This window comes from Pseudomonas caspiana, assembly GCF_040224095.2.
Classification (GTDB): Bacteria; Pseudomonadota; Gammaproteobacteria; order Pseudomonadales; family Pseudomonadaceae; genus Aquipseudomonas; species Aquipseudomonas caspiana.
On the sequence record NZ_CP167995.1, the window covers coordinates 2,836,277 to 2,863,068 of the forward strand.

The 26,792-nt window shown below is 58.5% G+C and carries 26 protein-coding genes; 18 read left to right on the forward strand and 8 right to left on the reverse strand.

The features are described 5' to 3' along the window. Window positions 1–28 precede the first annotated feature (28 nt). The 4 genes from ABRP31_RS13000 to ABRP31_RS13015 all read left to right on the forward strand — a co-directional run bounded on the left by ABRP31_RS13000 (window position 29) and on the right by ABRP31_RS13015 (window position 2,850). Window positions 29–355: a multidrug efflux SMR transporter gene (locus ABRP31_RS13000; RefSeq protein WP_087273423.1), complete on the forward strand. Its 327-nt coding sequence runs from the start codon at window positions 29–31 to the stop codon at window positions 353–355. Between the two features lie 101 nt (window positions 356–456). Then, window positions 457–990 carry a DUF4174 domain-containing protein gene (locus ABRP31_RS13005; RefSeq protein ID WP_087273425.1) on the forward strand — a complete coding sequence of 178 codons (534 nt, stop codon included), beginning with the start codon at window positions 457–459 and terminating at the stop codon, window positions 988–990. 153 nt (window positions 991–1,143) lie between these two features. Continuing rightward, window positions 1,144–2,094: a GlxA family transcriptional regulator gene (locus ABRP31_RS13010; RefSeq protein ID WP_349971974.1), complete on the forward strand. Its 951-nt coding sequence runs from the start codon at window positions 1,144–1,146 to the stop codon at window positions 2,092–2,094. 246 nt (window positions 2,095–2,340) lie between these two features. Next, window positions 2,341–2,850 carry an AraC family transcriptional regulator gene (locus ABRP31_RS13015; RefSeq protein WP_349971975.1) on the forward strand — a complete coding sequence of 170 codons (510 nt, stop codon included), beginning with the start codon at window positions 2,341–2,343 and terminating at the stop codon, window positions 2,848–2,850. Here the strand turns inward: ABRP31_RS13015 and ABRP31_RS13020 are convergent. Together ABRP31_RS13020 and ABRP31_RS13025 are read right to left on the reverse strand one after the other, a co-directional pair. Further along, window positions 2,742–3,266, reverse strand: a complete 525-nt coding sequence (locus ABRP31_RS13020; protein ID WP_349971976.1) for a GNAT family N-acetyltransferase — start codon at window positions 3,264–3,266, stop codon at window positions 2,742–2,744. The genes ABRP31_RS13015 and ABRP31_RS13020 overlap by 109 nt on opposite strands. A gap of 3 nt (window positions 3,267–3,269) precedes the next feature. Continuing rightward, a complete protein-coding gene (locus tag ABRP31_RS13025; protein WP_087273432.1) occupies window positions 3,270–3,737 on the reverse strand; it encodes a RidA family protein in 468 nt (155 codons plus the stop codon). A gap of 183 nt (window positions 3,738–3,920) precedes the next feature. Between ABRP31_RS13025 and ABRP31_RS13030 the strand changes: the two genes are divergently transcribed. After that, window positions 3,921–6,284: a DNA polymerase II gene (locus ABRP31_RS13030; RefSeq protein ID WP_349971977.1), complete on the forward strand. Its 2,364-nt coding sequence runs from the start codon at window positions 3,921–3,923 to the stop codon at window positions 6,282–6,284. A 48-nt stretch (window positions 6,285–6,332) separates the two neighbouring features. On the opposite strand, the gene ABRP31_RS13035 is transcribed toward ABRP31_RS13030, so the two are convergent. Then, window positions 6,333–7,187 (reverse strand): NAD-dependent protein deacetylase, encoded by an 855-nt coding sequence (locus ABRP31_RS13035; RefSeq protein WP_349971979.1) that lies wholly within the window; start codon window positions 7,185–7,187, stop codon window positions 6,333–6,335. A 357-nt stretch (window positions 7,188–7,544) separates the two neighbouring features. Between ABRP31_RS13035 and ABRP31_RS13040 the strand changes: the two genes are divergently transcribed. Beyond that, window positions 7,545–8,396 (forward strand): PhzF family phenazine biosynthesis protein, encoded by an 852-nt coding sequence (locus tag ABRP31_RS13040; RefSeq protein WP_349971981.1) that lies wholly within the window; start codon window positions 7,545–7,547, stop codon window positions 8,394–8,396. A 133-nt stretch (window positions 8,397–8,529) separates the two neighbouring features. Here ABRP31_RS13040 and ABRP31_RS13045 read toward each other — a convergent pair whose 3' ends face one another. The 5 genes from ABRP31_RS13045 to ABRP31_RS13065 all read right to left on the reverse strand — a co-directional run bounded on the left by ABRP31_RS13045 (window position 8,530) and on the right by ABRP31_RS13065 (window position 14,065). Continuing rightward, a complete protein-coding gene (locus ABRP31_RS13045) occupies window positions 8,530–10,113 on the reverse strand; it encodes an aldehyde dehydrogenase (NADP(+)) (RefSeq protein WP_349971983.1) in 1,584 nt (527 codons plus the stop codon). Window positions 10,114–10,403: 290 nt separating this feature from the next. Next, complete coding sequence (locus tag ABRP31_RS13050; RefSeq protein WP_087273436.1) at window positions 10,404–10,745, reverse strand: helix-turn-helix domain-containing protein; 342 nt, start codon at window positions 10,743–10,745, stop codon at window positions 10,404–10,406. Window positions 10,746–10,868: 123 nt separating this feature from the next. Then, window positions 10,869–11,711, reverse strand: a complete 843-nt coding sequence (locus ABRP31_RS13055; RefSeq protein ID WP_087273439.1) for a TIGR03915 family putative DNA repair protein — start codon at window positions 11,709–11,711, stop codon at window positions 10,869–10,871. Further along, complete coding sequence (locus ABRP31_RS13060) at window positions 11,708–12,928, reverse strand: putative DNA modification/repair radical SAM protein (RefSeq protein WP_349971985.1); 1,221 nt, start codon at window positions 12,926–12,928, stop codon at window positions 11,708–11,710. Before ABRP31_RS13060 ends, ABRP31_RS13055 begins: the two co-directional genes overlap by 4 nt. Window positions 12,929–13,195: 267 nt before the next feature. Then, a complete protein-coding gene (locus ABRP31_RS13065) occupies window positions 13,196–14,065 on the reverse strand; it encodes a LysR substrate-binding domain-containing protein (protein ID WP_349971987.1) in 870 nt (289 codons plus the stop codon). Window positions 14,066–14,310: 245 nt separating this feature from the next. Here ABRP31_RS13065 and ABRP31_RS13070 point away from each other — a divergent pair, with 245 nt between their 5' ends. The 12 genes from ABRP31_RS13070 (at window position 14,311) to ABRP31_RS13125 (ending at window position 26,788) form a co-directional block, all read left to right on the forward strand. Further along, the gene (locus ABRP31_RS13070; protein ID WP_349971989.1) at window positions 14,311–15,144 is read left to right on the forward strand and encodes a transporter substrate-binding domain-containing protein; all 834 of its coding nucleotides are present in this window, start codon (window positions 14,311–14,313) and stop codon (window positions 15,142–15,144) included. A gap of 157 nt (window positions 15,145–15,301) precedes the next feature. Then, window positions 15,302–16,141, forward strand: coding sequence for a transporter substrate-binding domain-containing protein (locus tag ABRP31_RS13075; protein ID WP_349971990.1), 840 nt, complete (start codon window positions 15,302–15,304; stop codon window positions 16,139–16,141). Continuing rightward, window positions 16,138–17,574, forward strand: coding sequence for an FAD-binding oxidoreductase (locus ABRP31_RS13080; protein ID WP_349971991.1), 1,437 nt, complete (start codon window positions 16,138–16,140; stop codon window positions 17,572–17,574). Before ABRP31_RS13075 ends, ABRP31_RS13080 begins: the two co-directional genes overlap by 4 nt. Continuing rightward, complete coding sequence (locus ABRP31_RS13085) at window positions 17,571–18,788, forward strand: aminotransferase class I/II-fold pyridoxal phosphate-dependent enzyme (RefSeq protein WP_349971992.1); 1,218 nt, start codon at window positions 17,571–17,573, stop codon at window positions 18,786–18,788. The genes ABRP31_RS13080 and ABRP31_RS13085 overlap by 4 nt, the downstream gene beginning before the upstream one ends. After that, window positions 18,785–19,519, forward strand: a complete 735-nt coding sequence (locus ABRP31_RS13090) for an amino acid ABC transporter permease (RefSeq protein WP_087273452.1) — start codon at window positions 18,785–18,787, stop codon at window positions 19,517–19,519. Before ABRP31_RS13085 ends, ABRP31_RS13090 begins: the two co-directional genes overlap by 4 nt. Further along, entirely contained in the window at window positions 19,509–20,300 is a 792-nt protein-coding gene (locus ABRP31_RS13095) for an amino acid ABC transporter permease (protein WP_349971993.1), read from the forward strand. The genes ABRP31_RS13090 and ABRP31_RS13095 overlap by 11 nt, the downstream gene beginning before the upstream one ends. Then, on the forward strand, window positions 20,287–21,123 hold the full coding sequence (locus ABRP31_RS13100; RefSeq protein ID WP_087273456.1) for an amino acid ABC transporter ATP-binding protein: 837 nt from the start codon (window positions 20,287–20,289) through the stop codon (window positions 21,121–21,123). The genes ABRP31_RS13095 and ABRP31_RS13100 overlap by 14 nt, the downstream gene beginning before the upstream one ends. Before the next feature lie 126 nt (window positions 21,124–21,249). Beyond that, window positions 21,250–21,846: a cysteine dioxygenase gene (locus tag ABRP31_RS13105; RefSeq protein WP_087273458.1), complete on the forward strand. Its 597-nt coding sequence runs from the start codon at window positions 21,250–21,252 to the stop codon at window positions 21,844–21,846. A 208-nt stretch (window positions 21,847–22,054) separates the two neighbouring features. Further along, complete coding sequence (gene metC, locus ABRP31_RS13110) at window positions 22,055–24,823, forward strand: cystathionine beta-lyase (protein WP_349971995.1); 2,769 nt, start codon at window positions 22,055–22,057, stop codon at window positions 24,821–24,823. A gap of 75 nt (window positions 24,824–24,898) precedes the next feature. After that, window positions 24,899–25,030 (forward strand): hypothetical protein, encoded by a 132-nt coding sequence (locus tag ABRP31_RS13115; protein ID WP_349971997.1) that lies wholly within the window; start codon window positions 24,899–24,901, stop codon window positions 25,028–25,030. Further along, window positions 25,027–25,770 carry a zinc ABC transporter ATP-binding protein AztA gene (gene aztA / locus ABRP31_RS13120; RefSeq protein ID WP_349971998.1) on the forward strand — a complete coding sequence of 248 codons (744 nt, stop codon included), beginning with the start codon at window positions 25,027–25,029 and terminating at the stop codon, window positions 25,768–25,770. The genes ABRP31_RS13115 and aztA overlap by 4 nt, the downstream gene beginning before the upstream one ends. Before the next feature lie 148 nt (window positions 25,771–25,918). After that, window positions 25,919–26,788 carry a metal ABC transporter permease gene (locus ABRP31_RS13125; protein WP_349972000.1) on the forward strand — a complete coding sequence of 290 codons (870 nt, stop codon included), beginning with the start codon at window positions 25,919–25,921 and terminating at the stop codon, window positions 26,786–26,788. Window positions 26,789–26,792 lie beyond the last annotated feature (4 nt).

The window sequence follows — 26,792 nt, forward strand, 5'->3', positions numbered from 1 at the left end:
CTAGAGAAAACCAATTCAAGGAAGTTCGATGAGCTGGATGTTTCTGCTATTCGCCGGTGCCTGCGAAATCATCTACGCAGCAGTAATGCCCCGCACCGACGGTTTCACCCGGCTACTGCCCAGTATTTTCTGCGGTTTTTTTATCTGCTTGAGCATGTACCTGCTTTCGCTTGCGACCCGCACCATCCCGGTGGGTACGGCCTATGCTGTGTGGGTTGGAATCGGCGCTTTGGGCACGGCGATCTACGGCATGCTGGTGCTGGGTGAGGATCGCAGTGTGTTGCGAATTCTGTGTTTCCTGCTGATTCTGGCCGGCATTGTCGGATTGAAACTGGTGTCCTCACCTGTTAAATAAAAAGTACCGAAGGCTTTTGAGCTATACCCGATTAGAACAAAACATCTAAAACAGCGTCGAAAGCCCGACTAGTGTCCTGTCTCGGTTTGAAGGAGCCATTTATGTTTATCCGGTCGTTGACCCTCGCCACGTTGCTTGTCTCTGCAGGCCCTCTGCTTGCAGCTGACAGCGACAGCCCTCTGAATCAGGACCGCGGCAAGGCGCGCCCATTGATCGTTATCGCACCGAGCACTCTGGACCCGACGCTGGTCAACCTGCAAAAAGAGCTCAAGGAACCGGACAACCAGAAAGGCTTCGCAGAGCGTGACATGGTGCTTTACACGGTCGTTGCCATGATCGGCAAACGAAACGGTAAAGACCTTGATCCTCAGGCCACTATGGCGCTGATACGAGAGCTGAAACTGGGGGCGAGCAGGGGAACCAAAGTCGTTCTGGTGGGCAAGGACGGTGAGAAAAAGCTTGATCAGCTTGGCCCTATTGCTGTGAAAGACCTGTTTACCACGGTTGATCAATTACCCACCGAGGAAAAAGCTGCCACCGCCCCGGCGGCCGTTGCTCCTGTCCCGGAGGCCAAGCCCGGCGCAGAGAAGTCCGGCAAACCTGCGAAAGGTGCCCCTAAAACACTCGATGACTGAGTCGTGAAAGTCTGAGGCTGGCACGCCAGCCCACAACGACGAAACATCACTCAAAACGGTAGTATGTGCACGAGTCGAGGCCCGAGACCGAAGCGATGTCGGTTTCGGGCCTTTGCTTTGGGGTATTGAACTCGATTTGGGCGATGCAAGACCATGAAGACCGTTGCGATTGTTTTGTTTCCTGACTTCCTGCTGCTCGACATGGCCGGGCCGATGGAGGTGTTCTCTATCGCTAACCGCTATCTCGATCCCGCCAGGCACTATCAACTGACGACCGTCGGCACTCAGGCGTCGGCCATTCGCGCCTCGAACGGAGTGACGGTCCATCCGGACGTGTGCGTTGAAAATGCTCCTACGTCTTTCGATTTAGTGCTGGTGCCGGGTGGTCCCGGATCCTATAACGACAGCCATCCGCCATTGGTGGCGTGGCTTCAGCAAGCCGCGCAAGAGTCGACCCTTTACGGTTCAATTTGCACGGGCGCTTTTTTGCTGGGCAGGGCCGGCTTGCTCGATGGTCATACGGTAACGACTCACTGGCATTACACCGAGCGTCTGATCAAGGGATTCCCGGCTGCGCAGGTCACCACCGACCAGATCTACATCAAGGATCGACGTCTGGTGACGTCCGGCGGCGTGACGGCGGGTATCGACCTGGCATTGGCGCTAGTAGCTGAGGATCACGGTAAGAAAGTCGCGCTGGACGTTGCCAAAGTGCTGTTGGTAGTAATGAAACGGCAGGGCGGTCAGGCGCAGTTCAGCCCGTTGGTGGCCACCGTTGCGACACAGGAAACGCCAATTACCCGGATACAGAACTACCTTATCGAGCACCTGGAAGAAGATTTCTCAATCGAGCGATTGGCTTCGATGGCGGCCATGAGCCCTCGGCATTTTGCCCGGGTGTTCAGTCGTGAGGTGAATATGACGCCAATGGAGTTCATCCAGAACGCCCGTCTGGACAGGGCGCGCAGTCTGCTGGAAACCACTGTGCTGCCGCTCAAGACGGTTGCTCATCGCAGTGGCTTTGGCAGTGTGCGTTACATGCGCTCGCTGTTCAGCGACAGGCTCGGCCTGACCCCGAGTCAGTATCGACAGCAGTTTGGGTGATGGGGGCTGCTTCAATCCTCTGTGGGAGCGAGGCTTGCCCGCGATAAGGCTGGATGCGATAGGCCTGATGTCTGCGGTGCCCTCATCGCTCCCACAGGTTCTGGGTACGCTGCTCGACAGCGTCATATCAGCCTGATTTGTCCTGATCATGCACCGTGATGGCCGTTGTGCTCCCCCCGTGAGGGTTGTTAGAAAACTGACGACTGCGAAGATGGACTCAAGGATATTTCGCAAGGTTTTATCGTCATGGACAACCCACTGCACAACGTCAACGACGTGGCTGATGCGCCTGTAACCGGTGGTCTTTCAAGCAGCCGCCTGGCGTTGGTCAAACAACTCATCACCGCTGACCTGAGCAAGAAAGTCTCTGTGCCTTTTCTGGCTCAGTCCTGCGATTTGACGCGCAGCCATTTCTCGCGCTCATTCAAGCGCAGTACCGGCATGTCGCCCCAAGACTGGATTCGCAACCAGCGCATCGAGCAAGCCAAGCAGTTGATCAAGCACTCGGACATGACTCTCACGCAGATCAGCGCCGAGTGCGGGTTTTGCGATCAGGCGCACTTCTCTCATATGTTCAGCAAAACCGAAGGGACCAACCCTGCGCTTTGGCGGGGCCAGGAGCGCAGGTTGCAGGCGGTGAGCCCGTCTCAAATCTCGCGTAACGCTCGCCACATATGGACTTTGGAGATAAATCCGGCTTCGGTCGCGACTGCCAGTGGCTCCAGACCAAAGGATTCGAACCCGTTGTGCTCGTAAAGCCTGCGAGCTGAAGTATTGCTTTCACTGACGGTCAGTTGCACCAGCAACGCATGCGGTCGGCTGCGCGCATAGCCCAGCGCAGCATAGATCAACGCCTGGCCGAGGCCTTTGCCTTGCTGCTCGGCGACGACATACATGCCAAACAGCAAAACCTTGTGGCGCGCCCTTTGGCGGTTACTGAAGGTCAGCCCGACAGCACCGAGGACGGCGTCGCCGTCAGTGACGCCAAACACCACTTGCGTCGCATCCTGTGCAGCATCAAGCCGGTTTTGCCACCACGACAAGGGCAGGGCTGCACGCTCTTCAGTGGAAGAAGTGAACGCCTCGGGATGCCGCGTATAGGCATCCAGCATCAAGTCTCGATAAGACGCTGCGTGTCGGCCTTGCAGACGCTCAATCCTGAGTGCGGACATGCTTTACACCCCCGCGATCAGATCAAGCTCGACGGTGGCGTTCTTCGGTAACTGGTAGACGCCAATCGAGGTGCGAGTATGTGCGCCCTTATCGCCCAGTACGAAGAACAACACTTCAGAAGCCGCATCGGCCACTTCGCTTTGTTGAGTGAAATCCGCAGCGCATTGCACGTACAGGTTCATGCGCAGCAGCCGTTTGATCTCGTCCAGCGAGCCCGTGCTGCGTTGCAGCAAAGCCAGAGCGCGCATTGCGCATACCCTGGCCGCCAATTGCGCTTGAGTCAGCGTGGTCTCGGCACCCACCCGTCCGGTGACCACCACGGTGTCGCCAACCCGAGGGATTTGCCCGCTGATGTAAATTTCATCGTTGTGGCGGATCAGGGGCACATAATTGCCGCCAATCTTGATCTCACCATCAAAGCTATAACCAAGCTGTTCGGCAATCAGGTTGAAGCGTTGGTCTGCTGACATGTCGCGTCCCGTGGTGAAGATGAATCCAGTGAGGAGGGTGCCTATATCGCCTCAAGAGAGCGACATTGGCAAGCGATCAGCTATGGATTCTCTGGTTGTTGCCTTCGTCGTGCATATCAGTCGCCCCGTACCGGCCAATGCCAAGTAGAATCACGCTCCTGACGGTTTTTGAGGTTTGTGGTGGTGGATGTGCAGCAGGGCTTTATCCTGAGCCGACACTGGCGAGATACGCCGGAAGGTACGCAGGTGGAATTCTGGCTGGCGACCGATAACGGTCCCCGGCACATTCGCTTGCCTGTGCAACCTTCAGTAGCGTTCATTCCTGCCGAACAGCGTGCGCGTGCCGAAGCAGTGTTGCGCAGTGAATCCGGGGTCGAACTTCGTGAGTTGAGCCTGTGTGATTTCCGTCATCGTCCGGTGCTCGGGGTTTATTGCCAGCAGCATCGGCAACTGATGAACCTGGAAAAATCTCTGCGCAAAGGCGGGGTGGATGTCTACGAAGCAGACATTCGGCCGCCTGAACGCTACCTCATGGAACGCTTTATTACTGCCCCCGTGCTGTTCAGCGGTGTAGCTGATAGCAATGGCACGCTGTGCGAGGCGCAGATCCGCCCCACAGAGCATTACCGGCCGCAACTGCGCCTGGCGTCGCTGGATATCGAAACCACGGAAAAAGGCGAGTTGTATTCCATTGCGCTGGAAGGTTGCGGCCAGCGTCAGGTTTACATGCTCGGCCCCGCCAATGGTGATGACCGCGACGTCGACTTCGAACTCGAATACTGCGACACCCGCAAGTTGCTGCTAGAGCGCCTCAACCAATGGCTTGAACGTCACGACCCGGATGCAATCATCGGCTGGAACGTAGTGCAGTTCGACTTGCGGGTTTTGCACGAGCACGCGCAGAGACTGCAAGTGCCGTTACGTCTGGGCCGGGGTGGGGAGGCCATGGGTTGGCGCGAGCATGGATCGCGCAACAATCACTTTTTCGCCGATGCCAGCGGGCGTCTGATCATCGACGGCATCGAGGCGCTGCGCTCGGCGACCTGGAGCTTCCCGTCGTTCAGTCTGGAAAACGTTGCCCAGACCTTGCTGGGAGAAGGCAAGGCGATCGATACGCCTTACCAGCGCATGGACGAAATCAACCGCATGTTCGCCGAGGACAAGCCCGCTCTGGCGCGTTACAACCTCAAGGACTGCGAACTGGTGACGCGGATCTTCGCCAAGACCGAGTTGCTGACCTTTCTGCTGGAACGTGCCTCGGTCACGGGGTTACCTGCTGACCGCAGCGGCGGCTCAGTGGCTGCATTCTGTCACTTGTACATTCCGCTGATGCATCGACAGGGATTTGTGGCGCCCAACCTTGGCGAGCGTATGCCGGAGGCCAGCCCCGGTGGCTTTGTCATGGATTCGCAGCCGGGACTGTATGAGTCGGTGTTGGTCCTGGACTACAAGAGCCTGTACCCGTCGATCATCCGCACTTTCCTGATTGACCCGGTGGGCTTGGTCGAGGGCTTGCGTAATCCCTCTGACGAAGATTCGGTACCGGGTTTTCGCGGCGGGCGATTTTCTCGGACCCGGCATTGCCTGCCCGCCATTGTCGAGCGGGTCTGGCAGGGGCGTGAGACCGCCAAACGGGAGAACAACCAGCCGCTTTCCCAGGCATTGAAGATCATCATGAACGCCTTTTATGGTGTGCTCGGTTCCAGTGGCTGTCGGTTTTTTGATACGCGGCTCGCATCATCGATCACTCTGCGCGGCCATGAGATCATGCGCCGTACCCGGCAGTTGATCGAAGCCCAGGGCTATACGGTGATCTACGGCGACACTGACTCCACGTTCGTCTGGCTCAAAAGCCTGCACAGCGAGGAGGACGCGACCCGAATTGGCCGCACGCTGGTGCAGCAGGTCAACCAATGGTGGAGCGAGCATTTGCTGCAGGAATATGGCCTGGACAGTGCGCTGGAACTGCAGTTCGAGACGCACTTTCGACGGTTCCTGATGCCGACCATTCGCGGTGCTGAAGAGGGCAGCAAGAAACGCTATGCCGGCCTGGTCAGGCGTGCGGATGGCACTGATGAAATGGTTTACAAAGGTCTGGAAACGGTCCGAACCGATTGGTCGCCGCTGGCCAGGGAATTCCAGCAAGAGTTGTACGCGCGGATTTTCCATCGGCGGCCTTATCAGGATTATGTCCGCGACTATGTGCGTCGTACCGTGGCAGGTGAGCTGGATGACTTGCTGATCTATCGCAAGCGGCTGCGGCGTCGACTGGATGACTACGAGCGTAACGTGCCGCCTCACGTACGGGCAGCGCGCCTTGCCGACGAGCACAACGCAAGCCTGGGTCGCCCCAAGCAGTACCAGAATGGCGGCTGGATCAGTTATGTCATCAGCGTTGCCGGGCCGGAGCCTTTGGAAGTCAGGCACGCGCCGATCGATTACGACCATTACGTCACCCGCCAGCTACAACCCATCGCCGAGGCCATCCTGCCATTTGTGGATGATGACTTCAGTACGTTGATTGGCGGGCAGTTGGGGTTGTTTTAGATCTTTCCCCATCTGGTTCTGGAGTGCTCCCAAAGGTAATTGCAGGCATCAAACATCTCCGCGCCCAATCAATCGCTCCACCAATTCAGGCAACAAATCCTCGCACGACATTTCAATTTTCAGGTCCAGCAATTCATCCGCTCGGGTTTTGCCGATGTTGATGGCGATCAGCGGCTTGCCTTGCTCGCTTATTGCCTTGCACAAGCGGAATGCCGAGTAGGCCATCAGTGAAGAGCCCACCACCAGCAAACCGTCAGCGTGGGTCACGCTGGTCAGCGCTTTTGCAGCGGTAGGCGGCGCAACGTTCTCGCCGAAAAACACCACGTCGGGTTTGAGGCGCTGGCCGTTGCAATGCGGGCAATTAGGCACCTGAAAACGGGATTCGAAGGCAGAGTCGAGCAGGGTGTCGCCATCCGGTGCCTGCACTGCGTCGACGCCAGTCAGGTAAGGATTCTGCGCCTCCATCAATTGTTGAATCGCGGCGCGATCAAAGCGCTCGCCACAGTCCAGACAAAGTACCCGATGCAGACTACCGTGCAGCTCAACGACGTCAGTGCTGCCGCCCTGATCGTGGAGCGTATCGACGTTTTGGGTGATCAACCCGCCGATGTACTGCTGAGATTGCAGCGTCGCCAAAGCGCGATGCGCCGCATTGGGTTGAGCAATCCGCACGCGCGGCCAACCAAGCATTGCCCTTGCCCAATAGCGGCGCCGGGCCTGCGGTGAGCCGAGAAACTCCTGGAACATCATCGGCGCCTTGCCGCGTCTGACGCCTTCACTATCCCGATAATCAGGAATACCTGAAGGTGTGCTGATGCCTGCTCCGGTCAGGACCACAAAACGTTTTTGCGCCATGAGCGTGAAGAGTGCTTCTACCGGGGCGATGGATGGGCGGTCCAGCATGATGCGATCTCCACGTGGCATGAATGCCATCTGACCCGGCAAGTGCTGAAATGGTGCCCGTCACATTGGGCTCAAGTCCTGGACATGACCATCAAGCGAACCGCCATCAGGTTCAGCTTTCAGAGTAGGAGGCAACTTGTTGGCGAGGCGGTGTGTCAGGGACATTATCTCGCGAACACGTTCGCTCCTACCGTTGCAGCGCGATTCAGGTATGTCGTTTTCGAGGTACTCAGTATGAAGAGCGAAGGCAAACAACGTCAGTACCACGCTCGGGCGGCGTGAAGAATTGCGGCGGCTTTGCCTTTGCCGGCTTGAAATGAGAGTCTCGCTGCCTTGGCGTTTGCAGAGTAGGCAGTGATGAGTCGTTTTCCGTTCAAACAGGTTGATGTGTTCAGTAGTCAGGCCCTGAAGGGCAATCCGTTGGCGGTGGTGCTCAACGCCAACGAGATCAGCGACGCAACCATGGCCGCGTTCGCTCAATGGACCAACCTGAGCGAAACCACCTTCGTCCTCGCCCCAGAGCATCCGGACGCAGATTATCGACTGCGGATCTTCACCACCCAGCACGAACTGCCGTTCGCCGGACACCCGACCTTGGGCAGTTGTCATGCATGGCTGGAAAGCGGAGGGCAGCCCAAAGGCGAGGAGATCATTCAGGAGTGCGGCATCGGTCTTGTGCGAATTCGACGTCAGGGCAAGCAACTGGCGTTCACTGCGCCGGCATTGTTGCGTTCCGAGCCGGTCGAGGCGCAGTTGCTGGAGCGTATTCGCATCGGAATGGGCCTGGCTGACGGCGCGATTCTTGACGCTCGCTGGGTTGATAACGGTGCCGGATGGTTGGCGCTCAGGCTTGCCGATCGGGCCAGTGTACTGGCGTTGCAGCCCGATTATGCGCAGCTTGGCGGGCTGGTGATTGGCGTTTTTGCGCCTTGGGATCCGCTGGTCGACGGCCATGAAGCGCAATTCGAAGTTCGAGCTTTTATCCCCGGCGACGGCATGCCGGAAGACCCGGTAACCGGTAGCCTCAACGCGGGGATCGCGCAATGGTTACTGAGCGCCGGGCTTGCGCCGGACAGCTATGTGGTCAGCCAGGGCACAGCGCTGGGCAGGCAGGGGCGGGTTCATGTGCAACGCATTGACGACGACATCTGGATTGGCGGTGAGGCGGTGACTTGTATTGAGGGGGCGGTGGACTTGAAACAAGGCTGAAGCGCACATCCCGGTGGGGGCGATTTCATTCGCGAAGGGACCGTTATGGCTGCGGCTCAGGTGCCGCCAGAAATAACGCCTTCCCGAATCAATTCGGCCCCACAGGGATAGCATTTCATGTTGTCTGCCGGGATTAACTCAACGCCTCCCGCGTCCCGACACCATCCACCAACCTCATCAAACCCAGTGGATTGGCGTTTTTCAGCGCATCAGGTAGCAGCAAATCCGGGTAATTCTGGAAACAGATCGGGCGCAGAAAGCGGTTGATCGACAAGGTACCCACTGAAGTGCCGCGGGCGTCGGAGGTCGCCGGATACGGCCCGCCATGCACCATCGCATCGCTGACTTCAACGCCAGTGGGATAGCCGTTGATCAACAGCCGTCCAGCCTTGTGCTCCATCAGTGGCACCAGTTCAGCGAATGCCTCGAAATCTGCAGGTTCGGCAATCAAGGTCGCTGTCAGTTGACCTTGCAGGCTCAGTACCGCCTGTTTCAACTGCTCAGCGTCTTCGACGGTGACGGCCACCAGCATCGGCCCGAAAACCTCGTGCTGCAATAACGCATCGCCTTCGAGCAACAACGCCACATCGGCTTCATACAACTGCGGATAGGCCTGATTGCCTTGCTGGACCTGACCGGCGCGATGATGCAGACCCGGATGGCTGGCGAGTCGTCCCAGGCCATCGGCGAAGTTGCACAGGCCGCCTGCGTTGAGCAGGGTATGTGGCGCGTGGGCGTTTAGCAGGTGGCCAAGCTTTTCGAGAAAGTGGCTGAACTGCGGCGAGCGTATACCGATGACCAGCCCTGGTTTGGTACAGAATTGGCCGCCCCCCTGAACCACGGAGGCGGCGAGTTCCGCGGCAATTTTTTCGGCGCGTACATTGAGCGCTTCAGGCAAGACCAGAATCGGGTTGATGCTCGACATTTCGGCAAACACCGGGATGGGTTCCGAACGTGCAGCGGCCATGTCGCACAAGGCCCGGCCGCCACCCAGCGAGCCGGTGAAGCCGACGGCTTTGATTGCCGGATGCTGGACCAGCCAGGCGCCGACGGTACCGCCATAAATCATGTTGAAAACGCCCGCGGGCATTCTCGTCTTTTCTGCGCCACGGATGATCGCCAGTGCTGCCCATTCAGCCGTCGCCATATGCCCAGGGTGAGCCTTGAACACGACTGGGCATCCCGCCGCCAGAGCCGCGGCGGTATCACCGCCCGCAGTGGAAAAGGCCAGCGGGAAATTACTGGCCCCGAATACCGCAACAGGCCCCAGACCGATATGGTATTGCCGCAAATCCGGGCGAGGTAGCGGTTGCCGATCCGGCAAGGCACGATCAATCCGCGCGCCGTAGAAATCGCCGCGACGCAACAGTTGGGCGAAAAGACGCATCTGGCCGCTGGTGCGAGCACGCTCACCCTGGATACGGCCAGGTGGCAGGGCTGTTTCGCGGCAAACCATCGCGATGAACTCGTCGCCGAGGGCGTCAAGCTCATCGGCGATGGCGTCGAGAAAGGTTGCTCTTTGCTGTGCGGTGGTCGTGCGGTAGGCGTGGTAGGCACCGGACGCGGCGAGGGCTGCAGCGTCGACTTCATCGCGTGTTGCTTCCATGAAGGACAGCGGTAAGGCTTCGCCGGTGGTCGCGTCAAGGCTTTGCAAGCTGATCGAACCAGCCGCACTGCGCTTGCCGTTGATGAAGTTATGTCCGAGTAGAACTGTCATGAAGCCTCCGGCTTGATCGTGGGAGAGGCCGTAGACACGGATCAACGGCCCAGCAGGTTTTCAGCACTGCAAGGTAGTCGAAGATTGGCGATTGCGCCTGCTGATAAAGGTTTGCTGAACCGTTTGGTTTTTTGGAAACGCCCCGGTGTACTTGGAGCTACGCTTTCTCGAAGCAAACATTGGATCTGTAGGAGCGCACGAGCACCGCGAGGCCGCGATGGCGTTGTATCAGACAAGACGCCATCGCTGCCTCGCGGTGCTTGTGAACTCTTACAAGGTTTGAGACTTGATCAGGACTTAGGGGCTTGCTCTTCCCCTACGGAAAGCGTGCTGATCAGGCGCTTGATGTCTTCCTGCACGTCGGATGGCAAGCCGTCCAGCTCGCTCAGGACTTTTGTTTCGCCCGCCGAAATGGAGTCAATCGCCAGCAGTTCCCGTGATCCGGTTATAACGAACAACACATCGACTCCGGCTTTAGCAACGGCCCTGAGGTATTCAGCATTCGGAAAGCGATTGCCTCTTTCGTAAAGCCCTTGGGCATTGGCCTCAACCCCGCCAATCAGCCCCAAATCACGCTGCGAAAGATCGAGTCGCTTTCTTTCCAGCTTCAGTCTCAGGCCCATGCCTTCCATTCGATAAGTCCTGATGCCGACCGCTCTCGTGAAGAGGTCGTTGTGTATGAGGTGTACAGCAGATTAACAGAAGCCCTCGATGTGTGACGGCTTTGATCCTTGCTGATTATCCACGAAGCCTCTCTAGCTCGGGCCACGAGAGATGCGCTTGCCCGGCCTGGCAGCAATCTGGCTGGCTTGACCGTCGCGCTGTTTTCCGGTTCTGGCTTCACTGATCAGCGCTGGAATTAAAGGTCCTTCAGGCAGATTTTTCCAGAAACGACTTGGAAAATGGCCTTCCATGACTTTCGGATTCAGCCGTGCAGGGTTGAAGATGTGGCTGTAATAGGTCAGCCACAACTCGCCACCCGGGTCGTCAGCGTTGCGCGCCAGTTGTTGCCAGGCAGGCGGGCAGATGCGCTGATGGATTAGTTGCTGGCCGTCGTAATAAACGCCGTCTTTGGGCGTGGCAATCATCCAGCGATGCTGACCCATGCGGCCAACAAAATGCTGGCTGGCGCTGTGGAGGATGTCGTGGGCGGGTTCGTGCCACGCGACATACTGCGGCTGCGCGTATTGCTCCGGCAATTCAGAGCCGGGCAATGCAACAAAACGCAGAAACGCATGCAGATGATGCGCCTCTCGGCTGACCTGCTTGATCCGTCGATGCAGCTCGCTGCCAAGTTTGTCGCCCGCCAGCATTGCAGTGCGATCCCCATGGCTGACTCGCCATAGCACTTCGTACAGCAGGCTCCAGCGTTGATCGCCTCGAAACTGCGCGGCGTTTTCCAGTAGTTGCAGCAATGCCAGCGGAATACGTGCCTGAAAGGGCCCTTGTTGTTCCGGGTAGCTGTGATCAGAGCCAAACAGGTCACTACCGTCACTGGATTTCCAGCTCACCTGACTGGGATCGACTTCATGGCTGAGCAGCCAGCGTGCCTGCTGCCGCCAGGTGTCGAACAGGTCGTCGCAATCCAGGCAAATCATCCCCACAATCCCATCTGCTGCGGAGCAGGGCGGTCGCGCAACAGCATGTGCAGCGACTCGCTGCTGCTCTCTGCCTGAGTCGGGTGATAGTCACACGTGATGATGAACGGCTTGGCCTTGGCCAGCACGCAACGCATGCGGGTCAGGTCTTCGTAGCGGATTCGACGCTGGCGGCGTAGCTCCAGCAAACGATTGGTCGTGCGGATACCGATGCCGGGAATTCGCGCAATCTGTGACGCATCGGCACGGTTCAGGTCCATTGGAAACAAACTGCGGTTGTTCAGCGCCCAGGCGAGTTTTGGATCGATGTCCAGCGCCAGATCACCCGCGCCCTGAAACAGTTCTTTGACCTTGAAACCGTAACCACGCAGCAGGAAATCTGCCTGATACAGGCGATGTTCACGCATCAATGGCGGGGCGGCCAGGGGAACACTTTTCGGGCTGTTGGGGATCGGACTGAACGCCGAATAATAAACCCGGCGCAGGCCGTAATTGCCGTACAGAGATTCAGCGCTGCCAAGGATAGTGCTGTCGTCGGTTTCGTCAGCACCGACGATCATCTGCGTGCTTTGCCCGGCGGGAACGAAGCGTGGCGCGCGCGGCTCGTTGAGGATCGTCTGTTGCCCGGTATGGATGGTCTGCATCGCCTGCTTGATCGTGACGACGTTTTTTTCTGGTGCCAGGGTTTTCAAACCGTCATCGGTGGGCAGTTCGATGTTGACGCTCAGACGATCAGCGTAACGGCCAGCCATTTCGATCAGCGCCGGGTCAGCGTCCGGGATGGTCTTGAGGTGGATATAGCCGCGAAACTCATGGACTTCCCGCAGCTGTCGCGCCACCTCGATCAACTGCTCCATGGTGTAGTCGGACGAGCGAATGATGCCGGAACTGAGAAACAGCCCGCTAACGCAGTTACGGCGGTAGAAGTCCAGCGTCAGGGTGACCACTTCCTCGGGGCTGAAGCGTGCGCGGGGGACATCACTGGAGCGGCGATTCACGCAGTATTGGCAGTCGTACAGACAGAAATTCGTTAGCAGGATCTTGAGCAGCGAAACGCAGCGTCCGTCGGGCGTGTAGCTATGGCAAATGCCCATGCCGGTACTCGAACCAAGGCCGGTCTTGCCTTCCGAACTGCGCTTGGGCGCGCCGCTGCTGGCGCATGAAGCATCGTACTTGGCGGCGTCAGCGAGGATGCTGAGCTTGTCGATCAGCTGCATGGGAAACTCCGATACTGTTTTTATGTACAGTATAGGGTTCGGTTGCGCGAGGCAATGTCCTGCGGTCGGGTGAATGGGCTTTATCAGTTATGAGAAATGGAATGGATGGATATTGTGAGTTGGAATGCAATCCCATGGAGAGCGGTGCTTGCCCGCGATTTGCGTTGCCTGTATCGCGGGCAAGCACCGCTCCCACATACGATCCCATTCCAATTTAAATGAGCAAAATCTTCACTTGAAAACCTCTGCCACTCCTCAGAACTTCCCCTACAACCCCTGACTCCCGCGAATCAGATCATACGCCCGCCGCGCCAGCGGGTTGACCGTGTTGGGCCTGATCCATAGATGGTAAGTGACGTCCGGAAGACGCGGCAGACCGTCGTTTTCACCTAGCACGCGCATGTCCGGGCCAAGCATCTCCATGCTTCTTGCAGTGACCCCGAGCCCCGCGCGGGTGGCGGCCTTGACACCGATCAGGTTGGATGCGAGATACGCCTGACGCCAAGGGATGTTTGCGCGCTCCAGCGCTTCCAGCGCATAACGCCGGTATATGCTCGGCTCATCAATCAGGATCAAGGGTAGCGGCTCGCCTGGCTCGTGAATGTACCCGGCAGAACAGATCCACCACACCGGCGATGTTCGTAAAGCGAAGCCTTCAAGGTCAGGATCTTCGCGAGTGGAAATCACCAGATCCACTTTACCCCGATGCAAATCATCCATCAGGAACGGGCTGCGGCCAACGTCGATCTCCAGGCGCAGGCGCGGTGCCGAACGGGCGATGTGGCTGAGGATCGGCGGCAGGATTGTATCGGCGATGTCGTGAGGCGAGCCGATGCGCAGGACGCCACTCAAACTATCCTTGCGCAGGGAGTTGAGTGCTTCGTCATTGAGCGCCAGCATTTGTCGGGCATGACGCAATAACTGACGGCCCGGTTCGGTGAGCTGTTTCTGGCGGCCCTGCTTCTGAAACAGGCTGACCCCCACTTGTTGTTCCAGACGCTGCATGTGCTGGGTCACGGAGGATTGCGTGCGTGCCAATCGGGCTCCGGCTTCAGCAAAGCTGTGGTGATCGACCACTGCGATGAAAGTGCGCAGCAATTCAAGGTCAAGGGTTGGGCTGGACGGGTTGTTCGGCATGGGGAATGGCTCGGTTCATATCATTCAGGCAGCTCAATACATTACGTATTTTTATGTAATGTCGTTCGGTGTTTTTGAGAAACTCCACGAACGCCAGGTTTTACGAGCTTATAGCGTTTTTGCTTAAATCTGGAATACAGAAAGTTATAACCATATTTGATATTTGAATTTCCGTTAATCGTCGGCGCTACCTAGGATGCCCACACATCAGGTCGGGGTACGCCGACCATTAACAGGGAATGATTATGCCGACCACTCGCTCTCCAGTTTCTCGTTTCATGCCCGTCATGCTGGGCGCTTTGGTTTCGCTCGCCGTTAGCGGTATGGCCCAGGCCGATGCCACGCTGGACAAGATTGAAGCCCGGCACAAGCTGGTGGTCGGGGTTCTGCTTTCCGGTGGGCCGTTCGGTTCGATCGACCCTTCCAGCCAGAAACCCAAGGGCTTGAACGTCGATCTGGCCGAAGACATCGGTCGCCGTCTGGGTGCTGAAGTGGAGCTGGTGCCGGTCTTGCCAGCCAACCGTGTGCAGTTCCTGCAGCAGGGCAAGGTCGACCTGTTGATCGCCAACATGGAATGGACCGCCGAGCGCGGCCAGATTCTGGGTTCGGTGCCGACGCCTTTCTATCGGGTTGGCGGCACGGCAGCGGTATTGAAGGACAGCAAGATCAATACCTGGCAAGACCTTAAAGGTCAGCCAGTGTGCACTTCCCAGGGCAGCAGCTACGTCAAGCCGCTGACTGAGTTCGGTGCTGAACTGAAGGCGTTCAAAAGCTCTTCCGAATCGCTGCTGGCGCTGCGCGGCAACAACTGCGTCGCTGCAGTTCATGACTCCACCCTGATCAATCCATTGTTGGCCGGCATTCCTGAATGGAAGGACTACCGCGCCATCTCACCGGAACTCAACCCGGCACCGTCGGTGATCTGGACCCGTCAGGGCGAAACCGACACCCAGGCCAAGCTGGACACCATCGTCAAGGACTGGCACCGCACCGGCTTTCTGATCGAGGCTGAGAAGCGCCACAACATCACCCCGGCATCGCCTGCGCTGGTTGAGCTGCATGCACAGTTCAAGGGCTGACGATTCGATTTGTTGACCCTTTGTGGGAGCGAGGCTTGCCCGCGATGCATGAGACGCGGATGGAAGAGACACCGCGTTATCGTTTATCGCGGGCAAGCACCGCTCCCACAGGATGCACTATTCCAAATGACCGACTTCGGTTACCAAGGAAACACCCATGAACACCTTCTTCACCCGCAAAACCCTTACGGCCCTCGGCCTGGTGCTCTGTGCCGGGCTGGCCCATGCCGACGCGACGCTGGACAAGATCCAGCAGCGTCACAAGATCAGCATCGGCGTGATTCTCAGTGGCCCGCCATTCGGCACCATTGACCCCACCACCGGCGAGCATCTTGGCTATAACGTCGAGCTTGCCAAAGGGATCGCCAAACAACTGGGCGTCGAGCTGGAAACCGTTTCGGTACTTGCACCCAATCGTGTGCAGTTCCTGCAGCAGGGCAAAGTCGATCTGCTGATCGCCAACATGCAGTACACCGATGAGCGCGCCGAGATTCTCGATTACGTGCCGACCCCTTATGAAGAAGTGGGTGGCGCAGCACTGATTCGCAAAGGTGCGGGCATCAGCAAATGGGAAGACCTCAAGGGCAAGCCAGTGTGCGTGTCCCAGGGCAGCAACTTCATCAAGCCATTGCAGGAGACCTACGGTGCGCAGATCAAGGCGTTCCGCAGTCAGTCCGAATCGCTGCTGTCCCTGCGCGGCAACGGTTGCGTAGCGGCGGTGCACGTCAGTCCGACCATGCATGCGCTGCTCAGCGAAGCGGAATGGGCCGATTATTCGACCCCTTTGCCGACCGACCTGATCCCGTCCAACTCGGTGATCTGGATTCGCAAGGGCGAACATGACGTGCAAGCCAGACTTGACGCCATTGTGCGTGACTGGCACCGCAGCGGCTGGTTGATCGAAGTCGGTGAGCGCACCGGCATGGCACCTTCCCAGGCCTTGCGCGACCTGCATGAAAAATTCCGTAACGCTGCGCCGTTGGCCGTCAAGCAATGAGTGCAGCCCTGTTCGAAGCGTTGCAGCACCTGCTGGGCGCCAGCTACGTGCAAAGCGGTGAACACGCCGCGCCGCAACTGACCGACAAACAGGGCAGTTATGTCGGGCGGGTGGTGGCTATCGTGCATCCGGCCGACACCGAACAGGTCGCAGCGGTTGTGCGTTTGTGTGTCACCCATGAAGCACCGATTGTGGTGCAAGGCGGCAACACTGGATTGATGGGCGCGGCGACACCCGATGAGACTGGAAACGCCGTGCTGTTACTGCTCGATCGTCTGAATCGCGTGCGTGCCATTGATACCGACAACGACACGTTCACCGTCGAGGCCGGTTGCATCCTGCAAAACCTGCAGGACGTAGCGCGCGACGCGGACCGTCTGTTTCCGCTCAGCCTGGGTGCAGAGGGCAGTTGCACCATCGGCGGCAACCTGGGCACCAACGCAGGCGGCACTGCGGTGTTGCGTTATGGCAACACCCGAGAATTGACCCTGGGTCTGGAAGTCGTGACTGCCGAAGGCGAAATCTGGCATGGCTTGCGTGGCCTGCGTAAAGACAACACCGGCTACGACTTGCGTGATTTGTACATCGGCAGCGAAGGCACGCTGGGCATTATCACCGCTGCGACCTTGAAGCTTTTTCCTCTGCCCAAAGCGCAGGCAACGGCGTTCCTGGCGTTTGAGTCGCTGGATCAGGCGGTGAGCTTTCTGTCCCACGCTCGTGCCGGATTTGGCGCAAGCCTGACGGCTTTCGAATTACTGACGGCGGATTGCCTGGCGCTGTTGCGCGAACAATTCCCGGAAGGTCGCAAGCCCTTTTCCAATTCAGCGCAACCCTGGTTCGCACTGCTGGAGCTGTCTGACAACCACAGCGAAACTCATGCCCGGCAGTCGTTTGAAGACGTGTTGGGCGCTGCGTTTGAACGCGATCTGTTGGCCGACGCGTTGATCGCCGAAAGCCTCGCTCAAAGCGAAGCCCTGTGGTTGCTGCGCGAGAACATGAGTGACGCGCAGAAACGCGCCGGTCGAAACATGAAGCACGACATCTCGGTGCCGATCTCCCGTGTGGTCGAGTTCGTTGCCCATACCGATGCCTTGTTGCAGAAGCATTTCCCCGGCGTGCGCAACTTCACTTTCGGCCATCTGGGCGACGGCAATCTGCACTACAACGTGGCCCATCCGCTGGATTCGACAGTTGAAGCGCATATGGCTAATTACGCCGCTTTAAGTGCGCTGGTGCATGACAGTGCCCATGCCTTCGGCGGCTCGATCAGCGCCGAGCACGGCATCGGTCAGCGCAAGTTACAGATGCTGACCCGCTATAAAAGCCCGGTAGAGCTGGACCTGATGCGTCGCATCAAGCAGGCGCTGGATCCGAAAAACCTGCTCAACCCCGGCAAAGTCCTGGTGGTTGGCGAACAGGGAGAAGCGCCATGAGTGTGCGTCTGTCAAAACGCGTGCAACGCGTCACGCTGTCGGCCAATGCCGCAGCCAAATCCCGCGTCACCGCCTTGCGAGAAGCCGGAGTCGATATTCTCGACCTGACTACCGGTGAGCCGGATTTCGATACCCCGGAACACATCAAGCAGGCTGCCTATGCGGCAATTGCTGCGGGCGACACCAAATACACGGCGACTCCCGGCGTAAAAGCCTTGCGTCATGCGGTGCAGCGCAAACTCAAACGGGAAAACCGTCTGGACTACACGCTGCCCTCTATCGTGATTGCCAATGGTGCCAAACAGATTATCTACAACGCCTTCGCTGCGACGCTGGATGACGGTGATGAAGTGCTGGTGCCGGTACCGTACTGGCCGTCGTTCCCTGACAGCGTACGTTTCAGTGGCGGCGAACCGGTGTTCATCGAATGTCCGTTGGAACAGGGCTGCAAACTGACGCCAGCCCAACTGGAAAGCCACATCACTGAGCGCACTCGCTGGCTGATTCTCAACGGGCCTGGAAATCCGAGCGGCGCGGTGTACAGCGAAGCCGAACTGTTGGCGCTGGCCCAAGTCCTGCGCCGCTATCCGCAGGTTTTGGTCCTGCTTGATGAGCTGTATGAGCACATTCGGTTTGATGACCGTCAGGCGTTGAACATGCTCAACGTCGCGCCGGATCTGCAATCGCGTTGCCTGCTGGTGGGTGGGGTGTCCAAAACCTACGCCATGACCGGCTGGCGCATCGGCTTTGGTGCCGGTCCGCAAGAACTGACTACTGCCATGACCGTCGTCCAGTCCCAGTCTACCTCCGGCGCATCGTCGGTGGGGCAGGCCGCTGCACTGGCGGCATTTGAAGGTGGCCTGGGTTTCCTGCCGGAGCAAGTCGCGGCTTATCACCAGCGTCGCGATCTATTGGTTGCTGCGTTGCGCGATGTGGATGGCTTACAGGTGCTGGAGCCACAAGGCGGATTCTTTGTGTTTGTCCGCTGCGCCGGTTTGCTCGGCCGTTATCGTCCGGGCGGTCAGCGCATTGATAGCGACGCCGATGTGGTCGACTGGCTGCTTGAGTCGGGCGTGGCTGGCGTTGCAGGAAGCGCCTATGGACTGTCGCCCTGGTTCCGCCTGTCGATTGCCACAGCAACGGCCAGCGTTGCCGAAGCTGGACGGCGCATTGCCGCAGCCTGCGCACGTTTGCACAGCGAGGTCCCGGCATGAGTCATTGGCTGGAACTGTTCGTGCACTGGACCGCCGGGTTCGGGCTCAACTACAACTTCTTGCTGGATGCCTATCAGCGCGGATCCATGGTGGACGGTGCGCTGACTACGCTGTTGCTGTGTGCATTCACCATTGTCGGCAGTTTGCTGGTGGGTGTCGTGCTGGCGGCAATGCTCACCTCGGGCAAGGCTTATCTGGCAACTCCGGCGCGGATCTTCATTGAAGTTACCCGTAACACGCCGACGCTCGTCCAGCTCTATTGCGCGTTTCTGGTGCTGAACATGTTGCTGACTCAGGCGGTCGGCGCAGCGAACCCGCTGACGCCGTTTGCCTGGGTGGTGATCGTGATTTCTCTGCACAAGGGCGCGTTTCATGCCGAGGCATTACGCGCCGGTATCGAGGCAGTGCCGTCAGTCACCATGGAAGCCGCCAGCTCGCTGGCATTCAGCAGCCGTCAGTTGCTATGGAATGTGCAGTTGCCGCTGGCGCTACGGTTTGCCTTGCCGTCACTGATCAACAACCTGATTGATCTGGTGAAGATGACCGCTGTGGCGTCGGCCATTGCCGTCGGCGACATCACCTACGCGGCGATCATGATCTGGACCCAGAGCGACAACGTGCTGGAGTTGATGATCCTGATTCTGTCGTTCTTTGGCTTGCTGAGCTTCGTCGTCAATTGTGTAGGCCGCGCCCTTGAAGCGCGCCTGAGGATGCCTGGTTATGGCCACTGATTCTTCCACCGCAACGGTGCCGGTGGCCTGGCCACGTCGGCACATGGGCAAGCTCCTTCTGGCGGTGCTGGTGGTGGCCTGGCTGATATTCGCGGCGCCGCAAAGCCCGGTGTTCATGGCCTTGGTGCAATGGTCGCCCGCGTTGGCCAAGGGCTTCGGGCAGAACATTCTGATCAGCCTGGTGGCGATTGGTCTGGGTACTGTCGCAGGGCTTTTGATCGGTGCGCTGGCCTTGTCGCCCGCCTGGATATTGAGTCTTCCGGCGCGAATCTGGGTGCAGATCTTCCGTAATGCGCCGTGGTTGGTGCTGATCTATTTCACGACGTACGTGTTCCCGTTCGAGATTCACATTGGCAGCTCTTACATAGCGTTTCCCGACTGGGTCAAAGTCACCATCGGCCTGGCATTGCCTGCCAGCGCCAACGTCGCGGAGATCTTCCGTGGTGCGATTGGCTCGATCCCGAGCACTCAGTGGGAAGCAGCACGCTCACTGGCGTTCACCCGCTGGCAGATTTTCACGTCGATCATCCTGCCGCAGTGCTTCAAGCGAATGTTGCCGCCGTGGATGAACCTCTATGCGGTGATCACCATGGGCACGGCATTGGCTTCGCTGGTGGGTGTCCACGATGTCATCGACACCGCACAGATCGCCAGTAATACCGTGAATCAGACCGGTTTCACGGTGCTGATTTACCTGAGCCTGTTGGCACTGTTTTTTGCCTACTGCTATCCGATTTCCCGTTTGACTCAACGTCTGGAGCGCCGTTATGCCTTCTACTGATAAAGCGTCCAGCCCTCTGGTCAGCCTGCGCGATCTGCATTTGTCGTTCGGCACCAACCATGTCCTCAAAGGTATTGATCTGGAGGTGCAACGGGGTCAGGCGGTGTCGATTATCGGGCCTTCGGGTTCGGGTAAATCGACCATACTGCGTTGCATCACCGGTCTGTTGCAGACCCAGCGCGGGACCATCCAGGTCGGTGCAACGGAGGTCAACAAGCTGGCCACCGAAGCCGACCGCATCGAGCTGCGTAAACGGGTTGGCTTTGTGTTTCAGCAATACAACTTGTTTCCGCATCTGTCGGTACTGGAGAACCTGGTCATTGCCCCGCGCAAGGTGCTGGGTGTCAGCCGAGCCGAGGCTGAGCAACAGGCTCGTGCGCTGCTGGCCAAGGTCCGCATGGAACACAAGGCGGATGCTTATCCCGGCCAATTGTCGGGTGGTCAGCAACAGCGGGTGGCGATTGCCAGGGCGTTGGCGATGCGGCCGGAATTGATCCTGTTTGATGAGGTGACTTCCGCGCTGGACCCGGAAACGGTCGGCGAAGTGTTGACCGTGATTCGCGAGCTGACGGAGGAGGGCATGACCTGCGTGCTGGTCACCCACGAAATGCGCTTTGCCGAAGAAATCAGCGACGTGGTGTATTTCACCGAAAACGGTCTGATCGTTGAACACGGCAGCGCCGAGCAGATTTTCCAGCGGCCGATCAGCGAGCGTACCCAAGAGTTTCTGCGTCATGCGCTGGGTGATTCCGGTCGCCGTCCGGCAGCACAGAATGATCCCTATGTGCTGGGCAATCTGGGCCGGTACAGCATTTCTGTTTGAGGCTGTAAGAGGACCCTCAACTGTTTTGATTTGAAATGCTTTCCCATGTGGGAGCTGGGCTTGCGGGCAAGCACCGCTACCACAGGAAGATCGCATTCCAATTCAATAAATAACCCAGGAGTATTTATGACCATTGAAAACCGTGCCGAAGCCATCGAAACCCTTTTGCAGCAAGTGCGTGTAATCAACGACCGCGGCGTAGACCGTGCGGCGTTGCAGGAGATCATCGGGTTGCTTGAAGGCCTCGCCACTCGCCATGACCTGTTCAACTTCGACACGTTTCCATCACCGGTGCCGGGCGCTGGCTCGACGGCTTTTCGCTATCGCCTGAACGACGACGGCAATACGCCAACGCTTTACATGAACTCGCTGCTGCCAGGCAAAAAGACCTTGCCGCACAATCATGAGACCTGGGCCGTGATCGTTGCTGTGCAAGGCCAAGAGATCAACTACGTCTGGGCCCGTACCGACGACGGCAGCAACCCTGAATACGCCAGACTTGAACTGGAAAAAGAGGTCGTGGTGCAGCCGGGCACGCCAATCGGTTTCCTTGGCGAAGACCTGCACGGCATTCGTGTGGACGGTGAAACGCCAACTCTGCATTTCCATTTGTACGGCCGTCCGCTGGAGTCGTTGAACGGCCGGTTTGGCGTGAACGAAGAAGGCCGTGTGCTGAATTACAACGCCTCGCAGATGGAGCCTTCGATCAAGGCTTATGCGTGATTGATCTTCTCTGTTTGCATGCCTGTGGCAGCGCGCCAACGATAACTTTTCAGATGCCACTGCCGCTCTGGAGCGAGCAGGGGACCTGTGGAAGCGGTGCTTGCCCGCGACACATGAAACGCGGATGGAAGTCGCACCGAGTATCGTTTATCGCACACAAGCCCAGCTCCCACAGGCCCTGCGTCAATACAACAATTTGTGAGATTCCATGAGCCAGACCATCACTCCAGCACAACTGCAGCAGTGGCTTTTCGACGGACAGGAAATTGCCCTGTTTGATGTGCGTGAGCACGGCCAATACGGCGAGGCACATTTGTTCCACGGGCAGAATCTGCCGTATAGCCGACTGGAAATTGAAGCGCCGCGTCTGGCGCCCAATCCTGCCGTACGTCTGGTGATCTATGACCAGACCGGCAGCGACGTGGCCCCACGTGCAGCCGCTCGTCTTGCGGCGCTGGGTTATCAGCATGTACATACCCTGCAGGGCGGCGCAAATGGCTGGCAGGCAGCGGGCTTGCAGCTGTTTGCCGGGGTTCACGTGCCGTCCAAGGCATTTGGCGAACTGGTGGAAGAGGCCAGCCACACGCCACACATCACCGCTGGTGAGCTGGCGCAATGGCAGGCTCGCGGCGAGCCGTTGCTGGTGCTCGACGGTCGGCCGTTCGATGAATACCGCAAGATGACCATTCCCGGTTCCATTTGCTGCCCCAATGGCGAACTGGGCTATCGGCTGCCGGCGTTGGTCAACGATGAAACCACGCCGATTGTCGTCAACTGCGCGGGTCGCACCCGCAGCATCATTGGCGCGCAAACGCTGATCGATCTGGGCGTGAAAAATCCGGTTTACGCCTTGGAAAACGGCACTCAAGGGTGGTATCTGGCTGACCTGCAACTGGAGCATGGCAGCACTCGACGTTATCCCGATCAGGTGGCGGTCGAATCCCTTGGCAAACAGCGCAAAGCCGCTCATGCATTGGCGCAAAAAACCGGTGTCGAAACCGTCAGCGCGGAGCAGGTCGCCAGATGGGCAGAAGATAAAACCCGTAGTCTTTTCCTGTGCGACGTGCGCACTGCTGAAGAGTTTGCCGCAGCGACCTTGCCGGGCGCGCAACATACGCCGGGCGGGCAGTTGATTCAGTCCACCGATCTGTACGTCGGCGTGCGCCATGCGCGTGTTGTGCTGATTGATTCCGATGGCATTCGTGCACCTATTATTGCCGGCTGGCTGCGCCAGTTGGGGCATCAGGCTTACGTGCTGGCCGACGGTGTCAACAGTGGTCTGGCGCTGCCAGTCGCTCAGCGCCTGGAGGCTGCACCGTTGCCGATTATCAAACCGGCGGCCGCCTTTGATGCCTTGAAGGATGACGCCATTGCCCTGATCGATCTGCGCCCAAGCACCCGCTTCCGCAAGGCGCACATCGAAGGTTCGCGCTGGTCGATTCGCCCACTGTTGGCTAACGCGGTGGCTGATGAAACACGACCGCTGGTTTTACTGGCCGACAACCATGAAGTCGCGCAACTGGCGGCTCTTGAACTACCTGAAGCGCAACGTGCGACAGTGCGTTTGCTGGAGGGCGGCTTTGCAGCCTGGCAAGCAGCGGGCTTGCCGCTGGTAGAGAGCTCCACGGCGCTGGCCGACGCCCAGTGCATCGACTTCCTGTTCTTCACTCACGACCGGCATTCCGGCAACAAGGACGCGGCACGTCAGTATCTGGCCTGGGAAATAGGCTTGCTGGCGCAAATGACCGAACAGGAAATCAACAGTCTGAAGCCTTTGCACGCAAAAAAGCCTGAGCGCCCGTCCTCTACCTCTGATGTGCGGACACGGCTGGTCCACGCCGCGCGCACTGAAAAAGGCAGCGGCGGGCGCGCAGTCAATGTTCCGGTGACCCGAATGAGCACCGTGCTGTTCGACAGCCTCAGCCAGATGCGTGACATCCGTAAGCGTCGCGATACGGAACGCGTTCTGAGCTACGGCGCGCGGGGTAATCCGACCGGGTTTGCCCTGGAAGATTTTGTCACCGAGCTGGAAGGCGGGTATCGCACCAAGCTGTTCTCGACCGGACTGGCGGCTGCGGCGCAAACCTTTCTGGCGTATCTGCGCCCGGGAGATCATGTGCTGCTCACCGACGCGGTCTATGGCCCGGTGCGCAGACTGGCGAAAGAGTTTCTTGCCCCGTTCGGTATCGAGGTCGGTTATTTCCCGGCCGATGGACGCGGGCTGGAAGGGCTGCTGCAAGCCAATACCAAAATGGTCTACGCCGAGGTGCCGGGTTCGTTGCTCTACGAACTCTGTGATCTGCCTGCCATCGCAGCACTGTGCAAACCACGGGGCATTCTGCTGGCCGTCGATAACACCTGGGGTTCGGGCTACCTGTATCGGCCGCTGACGCTGGGTGCCGACATCTCGATCATGGCGTTGACCAAGTACATTTGCGGCCATAGCGACGTGGTGATGGGCAGCGTTTGCACGCGCAAGGAGGTGTGGCCAGCTTTGGGGCGAATGAGCGAAACCTTCGGCAACACCGTCAGCCCTGACGATGCTTATCTGGTATTGCGCGGCGCCCGGACGCTGGCCTCGCGGCTGGATGTGCATGAGCGTCAGGCACTGGAAATTGCCCATTGGCTACAGGCGCAACCTCTGGTCAAAAGGGTCTTCCATCCGGCGCTGGTGGAGCATCCGGATCACGCGGTGTTCAAGCGCGACTTCAGTGGCAGCAACGGTTTGTTGTCGTTCGAACTGGTGAATGCCGATCCTGCTCAACTGGACCTTTTTATCGGCGCCTTGAGTCTGTTTGGACTGGGTGCGTCGTGGGGCGGTTACGAGAGCTTGATCACAGTTGCCGATTTGAGTGATCGGGAGAATCTGGCGGATAAGGCGCTGAACCCGGTGCTGCGTTTGCACATCGGTCTGGAGGATGTGGCGGCGTTGATCGAAGATCTGCAAAAAGGCTTTGTCGCAATCGGTACATGGTGAACATAAATGTTATTTCATAACATTTAGATTTTCTGATATGTAATACTGTAACGAATCGTTGCAGGTTACTGATTCATGAAAGCACCCCGTGTTCCTTCCATCGCCGGTTCGGTTCTCACTCAATCGGCATGGAAGCGAGTCGTGCTCGCTCTGGGCATGCTGGTTTTACTGTGGTTGGCCATCATCTGGGCGGTGGCCATTCCATGAGCGCCGCCATTTCCCTCAAGAACCTGACCGTCGCCTACGAACGTCGGCCTGCGGTGCATCACATCAATGGCTGTTTCGAAGCGGGTAGTCTTACGGCGATCGTTGGACCTAACGGCGCGGGCAAATCAACCCTGATCAAAGCTATCGCGGGCACCATGAAGCCGGCGTCAGGGCGGGTGGAGCGCGGCAATCTGGCGACCAAAACCCTGGGCTATTTGCCTCAAGCAGCAGAGATCGACCGCAGCTTTCCATTGAGCGTGGCGGACACCGTGGCGATGGGCGCGTGGCGCAGCATCGGCGCGTTCCGTGGCTTGACGCGCGACCTGGCGAAGCGCACGCAGGATTCACTGCAAGCGGTGGGGTTGGAAGGCTTTGAGTCTCGTAGCATTGGTTCGCTGTCTTCCGGACAGTTTCAGCGGGTGCTGTTCGCCCGGCTGTTGCTGCAGGATGCGGCCGTTATCCTGCTCGACGAACCTTTCACCGCGATTGACGCACGCACCACCCGCGATCTGCTGGAGCTGGTGCGTGTCTGGCACGGACAGGGCAGAACCGTCATCGCAGTGCTGCATGACATCGATCAGGTGCGTCAGCACTTTCCGCAAACCCTGTTGATGGCCCGAGAAGCGATCGCCTGGGGCGCCACTGCAGACGTGCTCAACGTCGAAAACCTGCGCAAGGCACGCAACATGGCCGAGTTCTGGAGTGCAGATGCGGAGTTGTGTGGGGAGCAGGCTCAATGATGTATTTGGGAGTGCCAGGTTCTGTAGGAGTGAGCTTGCTCGCGATGGCGTCAGGTCAGACGCTCACCTGTTGGCCGATGTACCGCATCGCGAGCAAGCTCACTCCTACAAGGAATCGGATTTCATTCAGGATTTTGAGGGCATTCTCATGACCCTCTACACCTTGCTCATCAAACCCTTCATCGAGTTCGGCTTCATGCGCCGTGCTCTGGTGGCGTGTCTGGCGCTGGGGATTGGCTCGGGGCCGGTGGGCGTTTTGTTGATGCTGCGGCGCATGAGTCTGGTGGGCGATGCCATGAGTCATGCGGTGTTGCCAGGTGCCGCATTGGGCTTTCTGTTTTTCGGTTTGTCGCTGCCTGCCATGGGCATTGGCGGCTTGATCGCCGGTCTGGCGGTCGCGCTGCTGTCGGGGCTGGTCAGCCGTTTGACCGCCCTGCGTGAGGACGCCAGTTTCGCCAGTTTCTACCTGACCTCGCTGGCAGCCGGAGTAATGATCGTTTCTCTGCACGGCTCCAATGTGGACCTGTTACATGTGCTGTTTGGCACCATTCTCGCCATCGATGCCGATGCGATCTACATGGTTGGCGGCATCGCTTCTTTCACTGTGATCCTCTTGGCACTGATTTATCGGCCGCTGGTCCTGGAGTGTTTTGACCCCGGATTCCTGCGGGCCGTCGGCGGGCGTGGCTCGCTGTATCACGTACTTTTTCTGCTGTTGGTGGTGCTCAATCTGGTGGCGGGCTTTCAGGCGCTGGGCACCTTGATGGCGGTCGGCATGATGATGCTACCGGCGACGGCGGCGCGCTTCTGGGCTACTTCATTGAGCGCACTGGTGGCCATTTCGACGCTGGTAGCGACATTGTCAGGGCTGATCGGACTGATTATTTCCTACCACATGAGCGTCGCCTCCGGACCCGCCATCGTCCTGACCGCCAGCGCTTTCTATGGCTTTTCTCTGTTGTTCGGCCGCACGGGCATCCTGCGCGGCCTGTTTCCCCAATCCCACCTGACCCACTGATTTC

Coding starts and splice junctions, on each gene's coding strand:
- ABRP31_RS13000 (WP_087273423.1), top strand. CDS start 29: ATGAGCTGGATGTTTCTGCTATTCGCCGGTGCCTGCGAAATCATCTAC.
- ABRP31_RS13005 (WP_087273425.1), top strand. CDS start 457: ATGTTTATCCGGTCGTTGACCCTCGCCACGTTGCTTGTCTCTGCAGGC.
- ABRP31_RS13010 (WP_349971974.1), top strand. CDS start 1,144: ATGAAGACCGTTGCGATTGTTTTGTTTCCTGACTTCCTGCTGCTCGAC.
- ABRP31_RS13015 (WP_349971975.1), top strand. CDS start 2,341: ATGGACAACCCACTGCACAACGTCAACGACGTGGCTGATGCGCCTGTA.
- ABRP31_RS13020 (WP_349971976.1), bottom strand. CDS start 3,266: ATGTCCGCACTCAGGATTGAGCGTCTGCAAGGCCGACACGCAGCGTCT.
- ABRP31_RS13025 (WP_087273432.1), bottom strand. CDS start 3,737: ATGTCAGCAGACCAACGCTTCAACCTGATTGCCGAACAGCTTGGTTAT.
- ABRP31_RS13035 (WP_349971979.1), bottom strand. CDS start 7,187: ATGCTGGACCGCCCATCCATCGCCCCGGTAGAAGCACTCTTCACGCTC.
- ABRP31_RS13040 (WP_349971981.1), top strand. CDS start 7,545: ATGAGTCGTTTTCCGTTCAAACAGGTTGATGTGTTCAGTAGTCAGGCC.
- ABRP31_RS13045 (WP_349971983.1), bottom strand. CDS start 10,113: ATGACAGTTCTACTCGGACATAACTTCATCAACGGCAAGCGCAGTGCG.
- ABRP31_RS13050 (WP_087273436.1), bottom strand. CDS start 10,745: ATGGAAGGCATGGGCCTGAGACTGAAGCTGGAAAGAAAGCGACTCGAT.
- ABRP31_RS13055 (WP_087273439.1), bottom strand. CDS start 11,711: ATGATTTGCCTGGATTGCGACGACCTGTTCGACACCTGGCGGCAGCAG.
- ABRP31_RS13060 (WP_349971985.1), bottom strand. CDS start 12,928: ATGCAGCTGATCGACAAGCTCAGCATCCTCGCTGACGCCGCCAAGTAC.
- ABRP31_RS13065 (WP_349971987.1), bottom strand. CDS start 14,065: ATGCCGAACAACCCGTCCAGCCCAACCCTTGACCTTGAATTGCTGCGC.
- ABRP31_RS13070 (WP_349971989.1), top strand. CDS start 14,311: ATGCCGACCACTCGCTCTCCAGTTTCTCGTTTCATGCCCGTCATGCTG.
- ABRP31_RS13075 (WP_349971990.1), top strand. CDS start 15,302: ATGAACACCTTCTTCACCCGCAAAACCCTTACGGCCCTCGGCCTGGTG.
- ABRP31_RS13080 (WP_349971991.1), top strand. CDS start 16,138: ATGAGTGCAGCCCTGTTCGAAGCGTTGCAGCACCTGCTGGGCGCCAGC.
- ABRP31_RS13085 (WP_349971992.1), top strand. CDS start 17,571: ATGAGTGTGCGTCTGTCAAAACGCGTGCAACGCGTCACGCTGTCGGCC.
- ABRP31_RS13090 (WP_087273452.1), top strand. CDS start 18,785: ATGAGTCATTGGCTGGAACTGTTCGTGCACTGGACCGCCGGGTTCGGG.
- ABRP31_RS13095 (WP_349971993.1), top strand. CDS start 19,509: ATGGCCACTGATTCTTCCACCGCAACGGTGCCGGTGGCCTGGCCACGT.
- ABRP31_RS13100 (WP_087273456.1), top strand. CDS start 20,287: ATGCCTTCTACTGATAAAGCGTCCAGCCCTCTGGTCAGCCTGCGCGAT.
- ABRP31_RS13105 (WP_087273458.1), top strand. CDS start 21,250: ATGACCATTGAAAACCGTGCCGAAGCCATCGAAACCCTTTTGCAGCAA.
- metC (WP_349971995.1), top strand. CDS start 22,055: ATGAGCCAGACCATCACTCCAGCACAACTGCAGCAGTGGCTTTTCGAC.
- ABRP31_RS13115 (WP_349971997.1), top strand. CDS start 24,899: ATGAAAGCACCCCGTGTTCCTTCCATCGCCGGTTCGGTTCTCACTCAA.
- aztA (WP_349971998.1), top strand. CDS start 25,027: ATGAGCGCCGCCATTTCCCTCAAGAACCTGACCGTCGCCTACGAACGT.
- ABRP31_RS13125 (WP_349972000.1), top strand. CDS start 25,919: ATGACCCTCTACACCTTGCTCATCAAACCCTTCATCGAGTTCGGCTTC.